The sequence below is a fragment of the Kitasatospora sp. NPDC094028 genome, from assembly GCF_049543595.1.
Lineage (GTDB): Bacteria > Actinomycetota > Actinomycetes > Streptomycetales > Streptomycetaceae > Kitasatospora.
This window is the reverse complement of the sequence record NZ_JBMVFA010000044.1, coordinates 19,732-34,474: the sequence shown is the minus strand read 5'-3', so window position 1 is coordinate 34,474 and position 14,743 is coordinate 19,732. Positions and strand designations below refer to the sequence as shown.

General features: G+C 71.7%; 14 protein-coding genes. 3 read left to right on the top strand and 11 right to left on the bottom strand.

Annotated elements, in window-relative coordinates; translation table 11 throughout:
• Positions 1–179 precede the first annotated feature (179 nt).
• From ACPC54_RS37720 to ACPC54_RS37685, 8 genes are all read right to left on the bottom strand, one after another.
• Positions 180–1,127 carry a hypothetical protein gene (locus ACPC54_RS37720; protein WP_498971487.1) on the bottom strand — a complete coding sequence of 316 codons (948 nt, stop codon included), beginning with the start codon at positions 1,125–1,127 and terminating at the stop codon, positions 180–182.
• Between the two features lie 90 nt (positions 1,128–1,217).
• Complete coding sequence (locus ACPC54_RS37715) at positions 1,218–2,333, bottom strand: hypothetical protein (protein ID WP_498971485.1); 1,116 nt, start codon at positions 2,331–2,333, stop codon at positions 1,218–1,220.
• A complete protein-coding gene (locus tag ACPC54_RS37710) occupies positions 2,317–3,153 on the bottom strand; it encodes a thiopeptide-type bacteriocin biosynthesis protein (protein WP_498971483.1) in 837 nt (278 codons plus the stop codon). The genes ACPC54_RS37715 and ACPC54_RS37710 overlap by 17 nt, the downstream gene beginning before the upstream one ends.
• Positions 3,154–3,169: 16 nt before the next feature.
• Positions 3,170–4,417 (bottom strand): lanthionine synthetase C family protein, encoded by a 1,248-nt coding sequence (locus ACPC54_RS37705; protein ID WP_498971481.1) that lies wholly within the window; start codon positions 4,415–4,417, stop codon positions 3,170–3,172.
• Positions 4,414–7,308 carry a lantibiotic dehydratase gene (locus ACPC54_RS37700; protein ID WP_498971479.1) on the bottom strand — a complete coding sequence of 965 codons (2,895 nt, stop codon included), beginning with the start codon at positions 7,306–7,308 and terminating at the stop codon, positions 4,414–4,416. Before ACPC54_RS37700 ends, ACPC54_RS37705 begins: the two co-directional genes overlap by 4 nt.
• A gap of 84 nt (positions 7,309–7,392) precedes the next feature.
• On the bottom strand, positions 7,393–7,575 hold the full coding sequence (locus ACPC54_RS37695) for an FxLD family lanthipeptide (RefSeq protein WP_498971477.1): 183 nt from the start codon (positions 7,573–7,575) through the stop codon (positions 7,393–7,395).
• A gap of 68 nt (positions 7,576–7,643) precedes the next feature.
• Positions 7,644–8,855, bottom strand: coding sequence for a methyltransferase, FxLD system (fxlM, locus tag ACPC54_RS37690; protein WP_498971475.1), 1,212 nt, complete (start codon positions 8,853–8,855; stop codon positions 7,644–7,646).
• Positions 8,856–9,143: 288 nt separating this feature from the next.
• On the bottom strand, positions 9,144–9,671 hold the full coding sequence (locus ACPC54_RS37685) for an ATP-binding protein (RefSeq protein WP_498971473.1): 528 nt from the start codon (positions 9,669–9,671) through the stop codon (positions 9,144–9,146).
• 200 nt (positions 9,672–9,871) lie between these two features.
• Here ACPC54_RS37685 and ACPC54_RS37680 point away from each other — a divergent pair, with 200 nt between their 5' ends.
• The 3 genes from ACPC54_RS37680 to ACPC54_RS37670 all read left to right on the top strand — a co-directional run bounded on the left by ACPC54_RS37680 (position 9,872) and on the right by ACPC54_RS37670 (position 12,103).
• The gene (locus tag ACPC54_RS37680; protein WP_498971471.1) at positions 9,872–10,744 is read left to right on the top strand and encodes a helix-turn-helix domain-containing protein; all 873 of its coding nucleotides are present in this window, start codon (positions 9,872–9,874) and stop codon (positions 10,742–10,744) included.
• A complete protein-coding gene (locus ACPC54_RS37675) occupies positions 10,741–10,962 on the top strand; it encodes a DUF397 domain-containing protein (protein WP_498971469.1) in 222 nt (73 codons plus the stop codon). The genes ACPC54_RS37680 and ACPC54_RS37675 overlap by 4 nt, the downstream gene beginning before the upstream one ends.
• A 949-nt stretch (positions 10,963–11,911) precedes the next feature.
• Complete coding sequence (locus ACPC54_RS37670; protein WP_498971467.1) at positions 11,912–12,103, top strand: hypothetical protein; 192 nt, start codon at positions 11,912–11,914, stop codon at positions 12,101–12,103.
• Here the strand turns inward: ACPC54_RS37670 and ACPC54_RS37665 are convergent.
• From ACPC54_RS37665 to ACPC54_RS37655, 3 genes are all read right to left on the bottom strand, one after another.
• Positions 12,049–12,669 (bottom strand): DUF6099 family protein, encoded by a 621-nt coding sequence (locus ACPC54_RS37665; protein WP_498971465.1) that lies wholly within the window; start codon positions 12,667–12,669, stop codon positions 12,049–12,051. The two genes, ACPC54_RS37670 and ACPC54_RS37665, sit on opposite strands and share 55 nt — an antisense overlap.
• Positions 12,670–12,824: 155 nt before the next feature.
• A complete protein-coding gene (locus ACPC54_RS37660; protein ID WP_498971463.1) occupies positions 12,825–13,253 on the bottom strand; it encodes a nucleotide pyrophosphohydrolase in 429 nt (142 codons plus the stop codon).
• The gene (locus tag ACPC54_RS37655) at positions 13,250–14,662 is read right to left on the bottom strand and encodes an AAA family ATPase (protein WP_498971460.1); all 1,413 of its coding nucleotides are present in this window, start codon (positions 14,660–14,662) and stop codon (positions 13,250–13,252) included. Before ACPC54_RS37655 ends, ACPC54_RS37660 begins: the two co-directional genes overlap by 4 nt.
• Positions 14,663–14,743: the final 81 nt, after the last annotated feature.

Below are 14,743 nucleotides of genomic sequence, written 5' to 3'. Positions count from 1 at the left end.
GGGCGGGCGCCACCGCCGCACCCCGCTCCCCCGGGGCCTCGGTGCCGCGGGCCCGCGGCACCGAGGCCCAACTTTTGCCCTTCCCCCTCCGCCCGCCCTTCCCTTGCTGCTCGGCGCCGGGCTTGCCCGGCGCCGAGCAGGCACCGCAGGCCATCCTGAGCGCTCACCCACTCACCCACTCACGGACCTGTGCAGGCCCCCGGTCGTACGGCGCGCAGGACGGCTCGGACACGTGCGGCACCCGCGGTCGCTACGTCCGCTCCGATCCCCACCCCGAGGGGTCGGGTCGCGAGGCCCGCGCAGGGGCGGCAGATGCCCGGCTGGGGCACCGGATCGTGGCACTTGGCGCACTCGGTGTACCGGGCCACTGCGGGCCGTGCAGCGGGCTGGACGAGTGGCATCTTGTGCTCCAGGCGGTAGCGGAGTACCGCGACCGCCGAGTGCATAGGGGTGGGCAGGCCCGGCAGCAGGGCGTGGGCGAGGTCGGTTTGGGTCGCGCCGCGCTGCAGCCACTTCGCGACGAGGGGTCCGAGTTCCTCGGCTTCGGCCTGGCCGAGTCGCAGGCGCGGCTCGGGGTGGATCACCCGGAAGAGCGTGGCAACGGCTTCGCGGATCTGCTCGTCAGCCTCGTCCTCATGGCCTTCCCCCCGCCCTCCCGTGTTCGCCTGCGGCTCGTCGGGCGGCTGCGCAGGGAGGGAGGTTCCTTTATGCCGGTCTTTTGGAAGGGCGTCAGCACTGCCGGCAGTCGCTCCACCGGAGACCGGACGGGTGGCACCCGGCAACACCGTGAGCTGCGGGGTGTCGTAGACGTGGGTCTCAGTGATGATCGTGCCGTCCGGCATCCGGATCTTCTCGACCCGGTAGAAGCCGGCCTCGGTCAGCTCTTTCAGGGCCTTGCGGATCGCACCTCGCCCCTGGGGGCTGGTATCGGCCATGTGACGGCCGTCCTCACGCCAACCGTCAGGGCGGGAGAGGAGATCCGCGAGCAGGCCACGGGCGGTGTAGGACAGCTGCCGGTACTGCAGCATGCAGTTGGGCAGCACGGTGAAGTTACGTACGTGTTCGGTACGATGTACTCGCATCGGGAGTTTGCGCTCCTGGTGCCAGACCCCGGGATGTTCGCGCATCGCCGGGGTCGCCTATTTTCTGTTTGACCACGAAACGTACCACAACGACGCGGCACGCAAGGCGCGTTGACGCCAGCGGCTTGATCACATTCAAGGTCGACAAATCGGCCGGCCGACGCTGCGGCGAATGACGCGATCGCTGGTGTGAAGTGCGGCCGTGAGGTGGTCGCCGAGGTCGGTGGGGAGCGTCCCGGCTCCGAGGGAGCAGACGTGGAGGAGATCCCGGCAGTCCTGCGCCTGATGGTCGGTGGCCAAAGCGGTGAACGTCGGATGGGAAAGGGCTTCCCGAGCCGCGTAGCCGTCTGTGGCCTTCATCGTCCGGCGGTGCAACTCTGTGACGAGCTGGCGCGCGACTGGGTCGTTGTCCGAGGCGGCCATGTCCAGGAGGACGAGCCCTAGTCTCGTGTCGAAGACGGCCATCCCGTCCTCGACCGGGCGTTCGAGGTAGCTTGCCGCCAGGTCCTGCAGGGCACGGCGCCAGGGCTGGCCCGACACGCGGCGGCACAGGAGGGCCAGGCACCCTGAGACGGCTTCCTCCCACGGCTCTTCGGGGGTGGCCTCGGCCAGGAGCGTCCTGGCTTGGAGGCCGTACCCACTGGTGAGGGCGGCGAGGATGGCGACCTGTCGGCCGTCGAGCATGCGTTGTCCGATGCCGTGGTGCGTCTGGACGTGGGTGAGTGCCTCCGTCCAGCGGCCGGCGGCGGTCAGGGCGCGGGTGCCGTCCGCGAGTACGACGGTCCACAGCCAGGCGCGGACGGTGTGGCGGTCGGCCGCGTCTGCGACGAGGTCCGCGGGGACGGCGATGCCCTCGACCTCGGCGGGGGCGGCGTCGGCGACGGCATCGAACAGCGCCAGGAGGTACTGGCGGCCTTGATCGGCTCGGCCTGCGCGGAGTTGGAGGCGCGCGAGGTTGACGAGGGGTTCGAGGGCGCGGATCGCGGTGCTGGCGGGCAGCGGGGCGGCGTGCAGGTACGCAGTGGCGTGTCGGCGGCACATGGCGCTGGCAGTAGCGGCGTCGCCAGTGTCGGAGGCGACCAGAGCAGCTCGGTTGAAGACGGTCGAGGCGGTGCTCGGGTCGCTCTGCTCGGCTGCGGCGTTTGCGAGTCGGGTCAGGGTCTGTACGCGTTGGAGCAGGGGGAGGCAGGCCGGCCGAGGCCGGGCGACGAGGGGGAAGCGCTGGGCAGTGGTGTCAGGGAGTTTCCACACGGTCTGCGGCGCTCCTCTCGGGCTCGGCGGTGGGGTCCGGGCCGAAGACGACGGTCTTCGCTGCGGCGGTTAGCGCGGCCTGGGTGGCGTAGGCTAGGCCGATCCGGTTCCAGGCGAAGATCACGTGGTGGGCCAGGACGTCACGCAGGCCGCGGTGGAGCCGCCCGGCGGCCTGGAGCCCGGCCAGCTCCTGCCCGGCGTCGATGTAGGCGCGCGCCCACCCGGCGGCGCCGGCAAGCGAGCCGTCTGGTCGCAGAGCGTAGTCCGGGTCCACCGAGAGCAGACGGCGTACAGCGCCCTGCAGCTGGTCGCGGCTGCCCGCTCCGGTGCCGGCGGGCTGGGCTCGGTGGACGGCGACTCGGGCCCACACGTCGCCCTGCTCGTACCAGTCCAGCCCGGCGGAACGCAGCATGAGGTTGCACAGGAGGAGGGATGTCTCGCGGCGATGGGAGCCGGCCTGGCTCGCCAGGAAGTCGATGAGGCCGCGACTGTCGTGGTGGAAGAGCCGGTGCGCGCTGTCCATGGCTTCGGTGCCGCCGAAGGCATGAACCTCGGGCTCGTAGATGCTCTGCGTCCAGTCCGTGATGTGCCCGGCGGCCGTCATCTGGTCGAGCCCGTGTGCGACACGGTCGTGCCCGTCTACGCCGGGCTGGTAGCGCACACGCCAGCAGGGCCTCTTGCGGATGACGAACCACGCGATGATGGCTCCGTCGTCCTCGGCGGTGCCAAGGAGCGGGGCAAGATGGTCCAGGGCGGTGGTTTCAGCGGCTTCCCAGTCACCGAAGGTGACGTTGGCTTGGCGCCAAGGGAGTTGCTGCATGCGTGTGCCTCCGGGTTCATGCCAGGGCGAGGAAGGTGTCCCAGTGAGGTGCGGGCGTGCTGCCCGTGCCGAGGGTGTGCAGGGCGAGCGCCGCCCCGGCGACTCCGTCGAGGAGTTCCGGATCGTGGCGTTCTCGGTCGAGCGCGGTGACCAGGCGGTCGGCGAGGTGCGGAAGTTCCGCGCTGATCGCTCGGTTTCCGGTGGTGGTGGCCATCCGCCAGGCAGAATGCAGCAGGCCGGCCGTGCCGTGGCACAGGCCGATTTCTGAGAGCTTGGCCAGCTGGCGTGGGTCACGCAGGGCCGCGAGGATCGCGTTCTCGGCGTCGTTCACACGCTTCGGGTCGCCGAGTGCGAGCCCGGCCAGCTGCTGTGCGCGGGCGGTTCCGCTGACGCCGTAGCACCAGGACGGCCGGGGGCGAAGAGCCAGGTCGAGGCGGCTGTCCGTCGTCTGCTCGACGGCGAGCTGGCCCGGCCACCAGGGGCCCGTCTCGCCGTCCTGACGCCAGTGGTCGGTCCAGGAGCAGATCCGCTCGACCGCGTCGGCGACGCCGGGCACGGGCAGGTCGTGGAGCATTGCCTCGGACAGCACGGACAGGGTGGAGCTGATGCCGTGGGCGGTGCCGAAGTTGCCGTGGCCGCCAGGGTAGTCGGTGTGGGGCGCGCCAGTCGGTGCGACGTCCATCCACCAGGGTGGCAGCCCGCTCGGGTCGGGCATCGGCTCGGTCAGGCGGACGAGGTAGGCGAGCACGTCCCGGGTGATCTCGCGGTCGGGGTTGCGGCTCAGGTGGTAGGCGCCCAACCCGGAGAGGCCCTGGATCAGGTCGAACTCCTCCATGGGGGGCCGCTGGGCGCGGTCGATGCGATGGTGGGCTGCGGCCAGGCGATTGCGGGTGACCGTCACGGTCGCCGCGTCCAGGCGTTCCAGGACACGCCGGTACCGGCTCGATGCGCTTGCCGCGAGGGACGTGATGAATGCGAGTGCCGGCGCGCCGAAGTACAGGCTGGCGTTGGCCGCCGCGCTGATGTCACCGTCAATGGCGGCGAGGAGCCAGGCGTGCGCGGTGTCCCAGTCTCCGTGACCGGTGCGGGCGCGCTCGATGTGCAGCAGGGCGATGCCCGAGGCCCCTCCGGCCAGCGACTGCGGCCAGGACCGGCCGCCGTCCGGCCGTCCGAACGTCCACACGGTGCTCGGATCGGCCAGCGCCCGGGCGAGCCGGTCGGCTGCCGCCAACGCGGTGGAGACGACCGGAGTTGTCGTCGTCACGGTGTCCTCCGTGCTTGTGCCGTCCAGCTCAGAGCGGCAGCCCTGGCCAGGTGCAAGTGCCTTCGTTCCTCGGCCAGGTCCGGCCCGCGCATCCGGGTCTGGTGGAGGTGTAGCAGGTCCGGCAGCAGATCCTCAGGGCGCGAGTCCGCAGCCAGGAGCGCGCGCCGGTAGGCAGTCACTGCTTCGCGTCGCACGGACCAGGCCGTGGCGACCTGCTCGCCCAGGGCTGCCTTCCGGCCGTTCACCAGATCGACGGCTTGGCGGTAGACGGCGCGGTCCGGGGCCGTGGGGCTGGTGCGGGTGTGTTCGATGAGCCAGCGCATCGCTGCGGCACTGTCACCGATCAGGCCGGCGGCGATGTCGACCATGCTCGCGGCGGTCACCGCGCCCGCGTCGACCGTGACCACAGCGGCGAGTTGGGCCACGACGGCGACGGAGTCGGCGGCGAAGAACCGCTCAGCTGCCCCGATCGCGGCGGGGCCGCCGAACCGTGCGGTCTCCGGGAGGTAGGTCTCCACGCTGGCGTGGGTGATCAGGCCCCGGCGGCGCAGGTGCCGGGCCCACTCGCCGAGCGACTCGTAGACGGTGCCGAGCGCCCCGGGCTCGCAGGTCAGGCGTAGGCGGAGATGGTTGCCGGGGTCGCGGTAGCGGACGAACCACCACGGGGGAGAGCCCAGCTCGTCCAGCAGGGCTGGCAGGTACCGCGTCAGGATCGGTTCCTGCCGCTCGCGGCGCCCGTGCAAGTGGAGCTGGATGCGGTTGTCGCACCCGGGTAGGTGGCCGTGCTCCCGGCTCACGACGTGGCCGCGCGTCCGGATCGGGGCTTTGTTCTGGTCGGCGGCCAGGGGGATGACGACTTCGTGCGCCCGCCCGCCGGTCCAGCCCAGGTCTTCGGGTTCGGGAGCGGGGTGCAGCAGCACCGTGCCGTTGCGCTCCAGGTGCGCGCGCAGCACGGCCTGGTGCGAGGACTCGGCGAGGTCCAGGGCGATGCGCTGGTCGGCTTCGCTCAGGTACACCCGATCAGGCAGGTGTACGTCACGGCGCCATCGAGTCAGGGCCGCGTCCCACTGCGGCCACGACGCCTGCGTGGCAGGGAGATTGTCGCGGGTGAGGAGCCAGCGAGCCGGGGACAGGATCGTGCGCCGGTACCGCAGGGCTGGTAGGAACGGCAGGTGGGAGGCGGCGGTGCCCCACACGAACCCGGTGCAGGGGATGGCCAGCGCGGCGGGCGCCTCCGTCAGGAAGCGAGCCAGTGGATGGGAGTGGTGGCGCAGGTCCACGGCGTTGAGGAGCAGAGTGTGCACCGGCCGGTTGCGGGAGAGCGAGACCAGGTGCAGTTGTTCGGCATCGGCGGTGACCGCCAGGTCCGTCACAGGCACCAGATCGGTCTCCGGGCGGTGATAGTCGCCGAGCGAGATGATCAGATCGGCTGCCTGCGGGGCGCGGGCGACGTTCTCGGCGCGGGTGGACAGCGGTGGGGAGCTGATCTGTGCGAGCAGCGCGCCCTGATGTACTGCGGGCAGATCGGCGTACGCCTTGGTCATGCGGTTGCGGTCGGCGTCGTCCAGCAGGCCCAGGAAGCGACCGGCGGTGGCGCCGGCCGAGCGCGCGACCCCGACGACGTGCAGAGTGAACTCGCCGCTCTGGACGGCGGGGAGGCTGGTCGCGTGGATGCGCACCGTCAGTTCGGTGCTCGGCTGCACCGGGTGGTCGGGGTGCGTGGTGGCGAGCTTTTCCAGTATGGCGTCGTCGAGCTCGACTTCCAGGCGGCGCTGCATTCCTGCGGTATGGGCGAGTTCGATGAGTCGGCCGTCGCGCTCGGGCAGCGGGGAGAGCGTCGGCGCGTTGGTGGCGCCGAGGAAACCGGGCGGATACCCGAGCGCATCGATGGCGTCCAGGACGGGCACGGTCGCCTGCGGCCCGTACCGATCAAGGAAGCGGCCGTGCCATTCGGCCCAGCCGGTCAGGGCCGCTCGGGGAGCCAGGCGGGCAAGCGCCCGCGCCGCCGCAGCCGCCTCGACGGCCACCACCTCGGGGATGGTCAACTCCCAGTCCACCCGTAGGTCGACCACGCTCCTGGGCGTCTGACGTATCTCGTCCGCCTCGTCGGGTGCGAGGTGCGACAGGTGGCTGTAGAGGGCAGCGAGGGAGTCGGCGACCGTCATCGCAGGCCGAAGACTGGTGCCCAGGACCCGCTGCTCGACTAGACCCGAGATGAGCTTGTCGATCGTGGCGGACGGCGCGCTCGGGAAAACGGCGGCCAGTTTCGCGGCGAGGTCCTCCCACCTGATCGGCGTTCGCGCGCTCTTGAGTGCTTCGCGGACCGGCGCGGTCAGGCGCACGCGCACGTGCTGCGGACCCACCTCGGCGGTTCCACTCGGGCGGTGCTCGATCACCACGTGATCGTCGCGCTCCACGGCGAGGGTGGAAGCGGTCAGCATCAGGTGGGTCCTCAGCGCCGGATGCTGCTCGAACCGGTCGATCAGGGCCGTACTGCACGCCGAATCGGCTCTGGCGGTGGCTCGGTGCTCGGTGCCCACGCGCAGTGTGGCCGTGGCGTCGATGCGGGCGGGGGCGATGCCGGCGAACAGACCGAACGGGGTGGCGCGGGTGCGGGCACGCAGCAGGTAACGCAGAATCGCGAGAATCGCACGCCGCACGTCGGCATCCGGGACCGGTCGACCGGTGCAGATCTGCTCCACCCGGCGCGCGAGATCCGCACTGGCAGCCGTGACAGCGACTGCGAACTCCGGGATATTCCAAACCTGTTGCAGCCACGGCCGCCACGATGCCGGGCCCGCTCGCTCGCTGACGAGGTCCGGCCAGGACGTCCGGTGGTCGATGTGCCAGGCGGCTGCCCGAACGAGTGCCGCGTCGATGTGGTGATACATGAGCCCCCTCCTCTGCCGCGCGGTGCCCGACCGCGCCCATGGGTTGGGCGCGGCCGGGCACCGCGATGGACGCGCTCTAACCGGCTACGGGCAGCTCACGCACGCGGTGGCGCAGGTGGAGTTGCAGCCGTCGTTCGTCAGGCGGATGAGCTGGTCCGCGGCGGGCCCGCCCTCGACGATGGTGATGTCCAGGTCGAAGCCGGTCAGGTCGTGCTGCTCGCCGGCGGGCTGCGGGGGCGCGAGGGGGCCTTCCAACTGCACGGTCATGCATGCCTCCTTGGGACAGATCGGTTGATGGTGCACGGCCCGGAGCCCCCGGACGGGGCCCGGGAGTCTCAGTGCCAGGTCGCCGTGACGATGCCGTGGCGTCGCAGGACGGCGTTCTGGGGCAGCGGGGTGGGCGCGGGGCCCGGCAGGTAGCGGAAGGTCGCGGCCCCCCGGCGGCGGTGGTCACGGGCCCAGCGGCGAAGCAGCGTGACGTACTCGTCGGCGAGCGCTTCGGCGCCGGGGCCGTGGGCGACCACGCCGCTCTCGAAGCCGCCGGTGTCCGCGTTCTCGCGGCGGGTGCGGTAGACGAAGCTGTCCTCACTCACCAGGGCGGGCACCCCGAACAACGCGGACGCCTCCACCAGGCCGCGCTCCACCACGTCGCCTGCGGCGTGCAGGCGGGCCGGGCTCGACAGGTTGAGGGTGAGGTAGAGCTCCAGTTCGTCGGGCAGGTCGTACGCCTCTTGGGACCAGCGCTCCAGGCGAGGCATGTCCAGCGCGCGGTTCAGCGCCTGCGCGTCGAGCGGCACGCGTGCGTCGTCGCTCTGCAGGGCAACGCCCTCGCGCAGCATCACCTTGCGCTCCTCGGCGGCCCCTCCGCCCTGCATGGGCACGAACCGGGCCAGGCTGTAGGAACGGCTGATCAGGCCCTTGCCCTCGGGGTCGTGGTCGAAGGCGATCGAGCGGGTCGTGCCGCATACCGTCAGCGGCACGACGAGGCGACCGGTCGGCGTCAGCCCGCTGGTCCACGATGGGGGGATGTCCCACGCGGCTGCCGTGACGATGATCAAGTCGTAAGGGGCGCCGTCCGGCACACCGCTCTCGCCGTCCGCCAGGACCGTGCGCACCTGCGGGTACCCGGCGTCGTCGAGGCATCGCCGGGCCCGGTCGATGACGTCGCGATCGATATCGACGGTGGTGACCTCGCCCGCCTTTCCGACAAGTTCCTGCAGGTAGGCGGCGTTGACGCCGCCAGAGCCGATCTCCAGCACCTTCATGCCGGGCTCGACGCCGGCCTGCTCCAGCATCACGGCCTGCAGGTGGGCCGCGGACATGACACTGAGCTCCAGGCCGTTCTCGTCCTTCTTGACCGGCACCGTGCGGTGCAGGTCGTAGACGATCTCCACCGGTGTGTCCGGCGCGAACAGGTGACGGGGCACCGCGGCGAAGGCAGCGGCGACCGGCTCGCTCCTGATCCCGTCCTGGTCACGCAGCGCACGGACCATGTCCGCGCGCAGCACGTCGGGATCGCGGACCGACGAGTCGTCGATGGCAGTCATCCGATTTCCTGTCTCTCTGGGCGTTGGTGCTTGCAGCAGCCCGGCTCGTCCTGGCGCTCGCCCAGGACGCTAGCCAGGGCTCTGTGCCATGCGGGCGGATACGCGCCGCCGCGGGGGCGGACGTCGGAGTTCGGCTGAAACGAACTCCCAACAGATCGAGTCTTCGCTTCGTCATGCGGACGAACCTGGGGTGAGGCCGACGAGCGCCCGATTGGACAACGTATCGCCGTGGTTGCCCCGTGCCGAGGATGCCGCCGCGAATGATGCCCCCGGTCGCTGCTTACGCTCTCACCTCGGCTGGAATGTATGGCAGTTGGCGTTCAGGCGGCCGGGCTTGCTCCCGGTTCGAGACAGGCTCTGCGGCGGTCGATGGGGCAGCAGACACCTGATCTGCTTGCCGACCGGCGTCAAGGCAACCTGCCAACCCGGCGCAAGCGCCGAGGCGAGCAACAGCCCGCGGCCGCCCTCGGCCTGCCCGTCACCGACCTCGGTGCCGCGCCGTCTGGGCAGTTCACCCGGCTCCGGGTCATGGACCCTCACCCGCACCCCGTCCGAGCCCGTGGAGACCTCGACGACCAGCGGCACCCCGTCCCCGCAAGCCCGAACCGCATTCCCGACCAGCTCGCTCACGAGCAACTCCGCATCCCGGGCCAGATCAAGGGCGATACCGGCCATGCCCAGCCTGAACACCGCCAGCCGCCGCATCCTCGCCAGGTTTCCCCGGCCGGCGACCAGGTGGACGGTCACACCCGTCTCGCCGTCCCGGACGTAGAACCCGGGCTCGCTTTGCAGCAGCTCGTCGACTGCCGAGACCATGGCCCCTCCTATCTGCGGGCTAGGGTCCGCGCAGCATCAGAACAAGTAACGCTCAGCTGACATTGCTTGACGATCAGTTAGCGCTCGTCCTTCAGAGGATGGACCCTTCTCGACTTGGGCGCAAGGTTTCTACCTAACTTGGTTGAGAGTGGGGGCGTGAAGGCTCGCGTTGCCCGCGCGGGTAGTGCGACACTCTGCGCATGCCCAACTCTCCGCTGGTTCCCACCGTCCGGCGCCGCCAGCTCGGCAAAGCCTTGAGGGGCCTGCGCAACACGGCCGGGCTGACACTCGACGGTGCAGCCGAGGCCATGGGCTGGAAGGGGCCGAAGCTCTCGAAGATCGAGAACGCCACCCAGTCGATCCGCCCTGCCGAACTGGCCGGCCTGCTGACGGTCTACGGCGTCAGCGCCCCGGAGGTGTTCACGGCTCTGGACAGCCTCGCCAAGGACGCCGGCAAGCGAGGATGGTGGCAGACCTACGGTGGCGTGCTGTCACCGGCCTACGCGGACTACATCTCTCTGGAGACGGATGCGGAGAGTATCCGCATCTACTCGCCCGGGCTGATTCCCGGGCTCTTGCAGAGCGCGGCCTACGCGCGCGAGACCATCGCGGCGATCGCGATGACCCGTACGCCCGAAGAGGTCACCGCCCTGGCCGAGGTCCGGCAGGCCCGCCAGGCTGTTCTCAGCCGCACCGGCCGCCTACCGCTGGAACTGTGGGCGATCATCCCCGAAGCGGTCCTTCACCAGCGCTTCGCGGTACGGCCGACCATCATGCGCGAGCAACTGCAGCGACTGCTCGACGCGGCCGAACTCCCCAACGTGACGATCCAGGTCATGCCCCTGGAGGCCACCCTGCACCCGGGCACCATCGGGGGCTTCAACCTGATCGGTTTCCCCGGACCGCTGCCAGACGTCGTGCAGTTGGAGAACCTGCTCGGATCGTCCTACGTTGAGGACGCCGAAGGCGTGAAGCTCCACGCTGCGGCCTTCGAGCGGATCCAGGCGACCGCCCTTCCGCCGGAGGATTCGCTGGCACTGATCGCACGCATGGAAGAAGGAACCCGCAAGTGAACGCACCGAAGGCCGACCTCTACGCCTACGACCTCGCCGACGCCGTCTGGCGCAAGTCCTCCGCCAGCGGAGGAGAGGGCGAGTGCCTTGAGGTCACCGACCTGCCTGGTGGGGGCCGGGCCGTCCGCGACTCCAAGAATCCCGACCGCGCGCCTTTGTGCTTCACCGCCCGCGAGTGGGAAGCCGCCAAGGCAGGCATCCTCGCCGGCGAACTCTGATCAACCGGCAGTCTTCGCCGGCCGCGGGCTGCTTCCCAGCGATAGGGGGTAGGTCAGGTGTGCTGGCTTGCCATCATGTGCCGGACTTCGAGAGCGACGAGGTGGTCGGTGAGGGCGCGTGCCCAACAGGCGTGTTCCGCAGGTTGCGGAGCGGCAGGATTTCCGCTCACCGCTCGAAGTCCGCTTCGGTACGCAGCAGGTTGCCAGTCCCGGCAGTGGCGGGTTGGGCCTTGCCGTCGCCCAGCGCCACCGCGCGGGGCGACGGGGCGCGGCGTCCTATCGCACGACTTGGATATGAGCCGGCGCTACGGGCGGTTCGCGCAGCTCTCCAGGTAGGCGGCCTCAGACCGCCCCCTGAAGCTGGGAACGGCCTAGCACTGAAGCTTTTCCAGGCCCCGGCGCCGCGAATTCGCGGCGCCGGGGCCCAATATTTGCCCCTCGCGCACTTCCTGGTCCCTCCCCTCCCCTCTCCCCTCCCCTCCCGCGCCGCGCCACACCTCTCGGGAGCTGCTGGGCGCCGGGCACTCCGGCGCCCAGCAGCTACCCACTCCGGGAGCGCCCTGGGCTTCCTGCCGCCGCCCCGCGCCACCGCGCGGGGCGGCGGCCCCTTTGCGCCTCCTCGCCCGCCCGCCTCACCCGCTCGCGCGCGCTCGCCTTCCCCACTCGCCCACCCGCCCGCCCGTTCGCGCGCGCCCGCCTGCGCGCTCGCCCGCTCGCCGCCTAACTCAGGCCGCCCCGCGACAGCAACCCCGAATCACCCGGGAGGCTTACCCCGTACCGGAGTTGGACCACATCGGGTGGCAGCCGGTGACCGGCCCCCGGAGCGGTTCGTTGAGTGCTGCGACTGGGGCGCCTGCCCACGGTGGCCGGGCATCAGCCACCCCCGCCGCAACGACCGAGCCACCGTCGGCCGTTTCACACCGCACTACCGATCCGAAGAGGTCCCGTCATGTCCGAACCGTCTGCCACGCCGCAGCTCCCGAGCAGCACACCAAGGAGCCTGCTCGAACAGATGCAGGAACTGCTCGCCTCGGTGACCGCGGACCTCGCCGAGCTGCAGTCCTCCGGTCCCCGCGCCACCGCCGGCTACCCCACCGGCACCGACACCTCCGAGGCTCCGGCCGCACCGGGCACCCGGTAGTCCGGCGCCTCCTTCCCCTCCTCACCCGGCGGGCCGAGCCGGACCTCCAGTAAGGGCGACCCCCGCCCGGCCCGCTCCGCCTCCACGGCCCCGCCGAGCACCGTGCTCTCCCCTCCCGCTCCCCGGCCCGCCGCCTTGCGCAGCCGCTCGGCCAGGTCCTGGCAGTCCGACACCGCGTCGACGCCGTCGATGCAGGTCCAGTAGAGGCTCTCGGTGTCGGCCCCGCAGGCCAGCACCACCAGCGTCTCCCCCACGTCCCGCAGCAGCCCGTCCAGCGCGCCCAGGGTCGGCCCCAGGTCACCGAGTTCGGTGAGCCGACCGGCCCGCCCGCCGCTCACCACGGCGGCCCGCACGACCGAGCGGTCCAGGCAAACCGCCGCGTGCGCTCCCGCCTCGGAGAGCTGCTGGCCGAGCCCGGTCAGCTCGTCGTCGTCCAGCTCCGCCAGCCTGGCACCCACCGCCTCGGTGAGCAGCGCGGCCTGCCGCGCCTCGGCCAGCACGTCCGGCACGTGTCTGGCCGAGGCCAGCGCGTGCCGGGCCGTCTTGATCATTCGCAGCGCCTCCATGGACACCGCTCCTCTCGCTCGCGTTCCGCCGTCGACCACCGCCGCCGAGGGGCGGTCAGGTGGTCACGGCGAAAGCGTGCGGAAATCGGCTCGGGCCCGCATCCACCATCCCGGAACCTGTGGACAACTCCGGGGTTGTGGATAACTTCCGTCCCTCACGCGGGTTGATCGCCCACGTCCGAGTTGACGTCGGCCCTCCCGCCGGGCACCGGGAAGCGGTGCTCGTTCCGCTCGATCTTGGCCGCGAGCGCCTCCAGCGGGTCCACCCCGACCGCCGTGCAGAACTGCAGCAGGTACGCGAGGACGTCCGCGACCTCGTCACGCACCCGAGGGGCCCGCTCCGGGTCGGACATCACGTCGGCCGCCTGTTCGGGCGTCAGCCACTGGAAGATCTCCAGCAGCTCGCCCGCCTCCACGCTCAACGCCGCCGCCAGGTTCTTCGGGGTGTGGAAGGGCTCCCAGCGCCGGGCCGCCGCGAAGTCCACCAGCCGCTGCCGCAGCGCCTCCAGGGTCGGACCGCCGGCCCCGCAGGCCCCCACCGCACCGGCGGACGGCCCGGCCGCCCCCGTCTCTCGTTCGCTCATTCCCCCAGGTCTACCGCATTCGCGCCCGCCGACCGCGGCCCCGGCACCCGGACCGGCTCCGGCCGCAGCACGGTGACCCCCGAGCCCGGGTCCCGCCGGCACTCCACCAGCAGCGCCCCGGCTCCGCCACCAAGCGCCTCCCGTGCCGCGGCCGGCTCCTGCAGCGCTGCCAGGACCCGCAACTGGTTGCGCCCCGACATGTCGCGCGCCAGCCGCAGCAGCGACGCGGCCTGCTCGGTGGAGAGCCCGCACCCGAGGTCCTCGGCGAGCACGGTGAGCTGCCGGTGCGCCCAAGGCACCTCGGCGGCCACGTCGAGGTCGAGCACCCCGGCGCCGGTCAGCAGCACCGCGGTGAAGGCGAGGTGGCGCAGCATGCCGTCCGAGGCCTGGTCGGCCCGGGTGCGCCCGCGCACGCCTTCGTCGAAGACGGCGAGGACGCGCCGCCCGGTCGCGGTGTCGCGGTGGTCGAGGTCGAGCCCGAGCAGCGCGTACGGCGCGGCGGCCTGTGCGACCCGCAGCAACTTGCCGTACCGGCGCGGGCATTCGTTGCTGAGCCGGTCGACGACGGCGGAGATGTTGGCGGCGTTGCTGCGCAGCCTGGCCTGCGGGTCGGCCCGGGCCCAGCCGCGCATGAGGGCGGGGACGGGGTGGAGGGGGAAGACCTCGCGCAGCGCGGTGAGCAGGTCCTCGACGGCGGCGAGGACCTTGCGTTCGCCGCGCGAGGAGCCGGCCACCCGCAGCGGCAGCTGGGCGGTGATCATGCTGCTGCTGGGGAGCGGCGCCCGGATGTCGCCCTGCCTGGTGTCGTTGTGCCAGCAGACGTTGACGCGCCGGCGGCGCACGTCCTGCTCCCCGGTCTCGACGAGGGTGCGGCCGTCGAGGGTGAGCGTCTCGCGGACGATCCGGACCGGCTCGTCGGCGCGGATGACGAGGTCGAGTCCGATCGCGCCGTGCGGGGAGCGGACGGTGCAGCCGAGGCCGATGGCCTCGCGCCTGTGCGGGAGGCATCCGTCGAGGCCGCCGCGGACGGGTGTGGCGAGCGGGCCGGTGCGGTCGGGCAGGCCGTTGAGGGAGTCGGCGATCTCCTCGCCGAGGGCGAGCCGGGAGAGGACGGCGAGCGCGTCGAGCGCGTTGGACTTGCCGACGCCGGCGGGCCCGTACAGGACGGTGAGGGGCGCGAGCGGCAGCGTCGCACGCCGGTAGGACTTGAACGAGGTGAGCCGGAGCTCCTCGACGGTGGGGCGCGGCACCGGCGGCCGCTCGGGCCCCGGCGCGGACGGGCGGTCGGACGGCAGGGCGGGCCCCGGCACGGACGGCTGTACGGGCCCCGTCACGAACGGCCGGGCGGGCTCCGGGACGGACGGTCGGGGGTGGGCCGGCGTGGCGGGCCGGCTGGCGTCGCGGTTCACGCGTCGGACGTTAGCCGCAGCCCGCTCGACAGAAACGTGCCTGCACGAACAGGTTCATCCCAACGTGGCGCCCCCCGCCGG

What these genes read in the sequence shown, in the direction of transcription:
- ACPC54_RS37685 (WP_498971473.1), bottom strand. Translation starts at nt 9,671, where the DNA reads ATGGTCTCGGCAGTCGACGAGCTGCTGCAAAGCGAGCCCGGGTTCTAC.
- ACPC54_RS37720 (WP_498971487.1), bottom strand. Translation starts at nt 1,127, where the DNA reads ATGCGCGAACATCCCGGGGTCTGGCACCAGGAGCGCAAACTCCCGATG.
- fxlM (WP_498971475.1), bottom strand. Translation starts at nt 8,855, where the DNA reads ATGACTGCCATCGACGACTCGTCGGTCCGCGATCCCGACGTGCTGCGC.
- ACPC54_RS37710 (WP_498971483.1), bottom strand. Translation starts at nt 3,153, where the DNA reads ATGCAGCAACTCCCTTGGCGCCAAGCCAACGTCACCTTCGGTGACTGG.
- ACPC54_RS37660 (WP_498971463.1), bottom strand. Translation starts at nt 13,253, where the DNA reads ATGAGCGAACGAGAGACGGGGGCGGCCGGGCCGTCCGCCGGTGCGGTG.
- ACPC54_RS37670 (WP_498971467.1), top strand. Translation starts at nt 11,912, where the DNA reads ATGTCCGAACCGTCTGCCACGCCGCAGCTCCCGAGCAGCACACCAAGG.
- ACPC54_RS37665 (WP_498971465.1), bottom strand. Translation starts at nt 12,669, where the DNA reads ATGGAGGCGCTGCGAATGATCAAGACGGCCCGGCACGCGCTGGCCTCG.
- ACPC54_RS37680 (WP_498971471.1), top strand. Translation starts at nt 9,872, where the DNA reads ATGCCCAACTCTCCGCTGGTTCCCACCGTCCGGCGCCGCCAGCTCGGC.
- ACPC54_RS37695 (WP_498971477.1), bottom strand. Translation starts at nt 7,575, where the DNA reads ATGACCGTGCAGTTGGAAGGCCCCCTCGCGCCCCCGCAGCCCGCCGGC.
- ACPC54_RS37700 (WP_498971479.1), bottom strand. Translation starts at nt 7,308, where the DNA reads ATGTATCACCACATCGACGCGGCACTCGTTCGGGCAGCCGCCTGGCAC.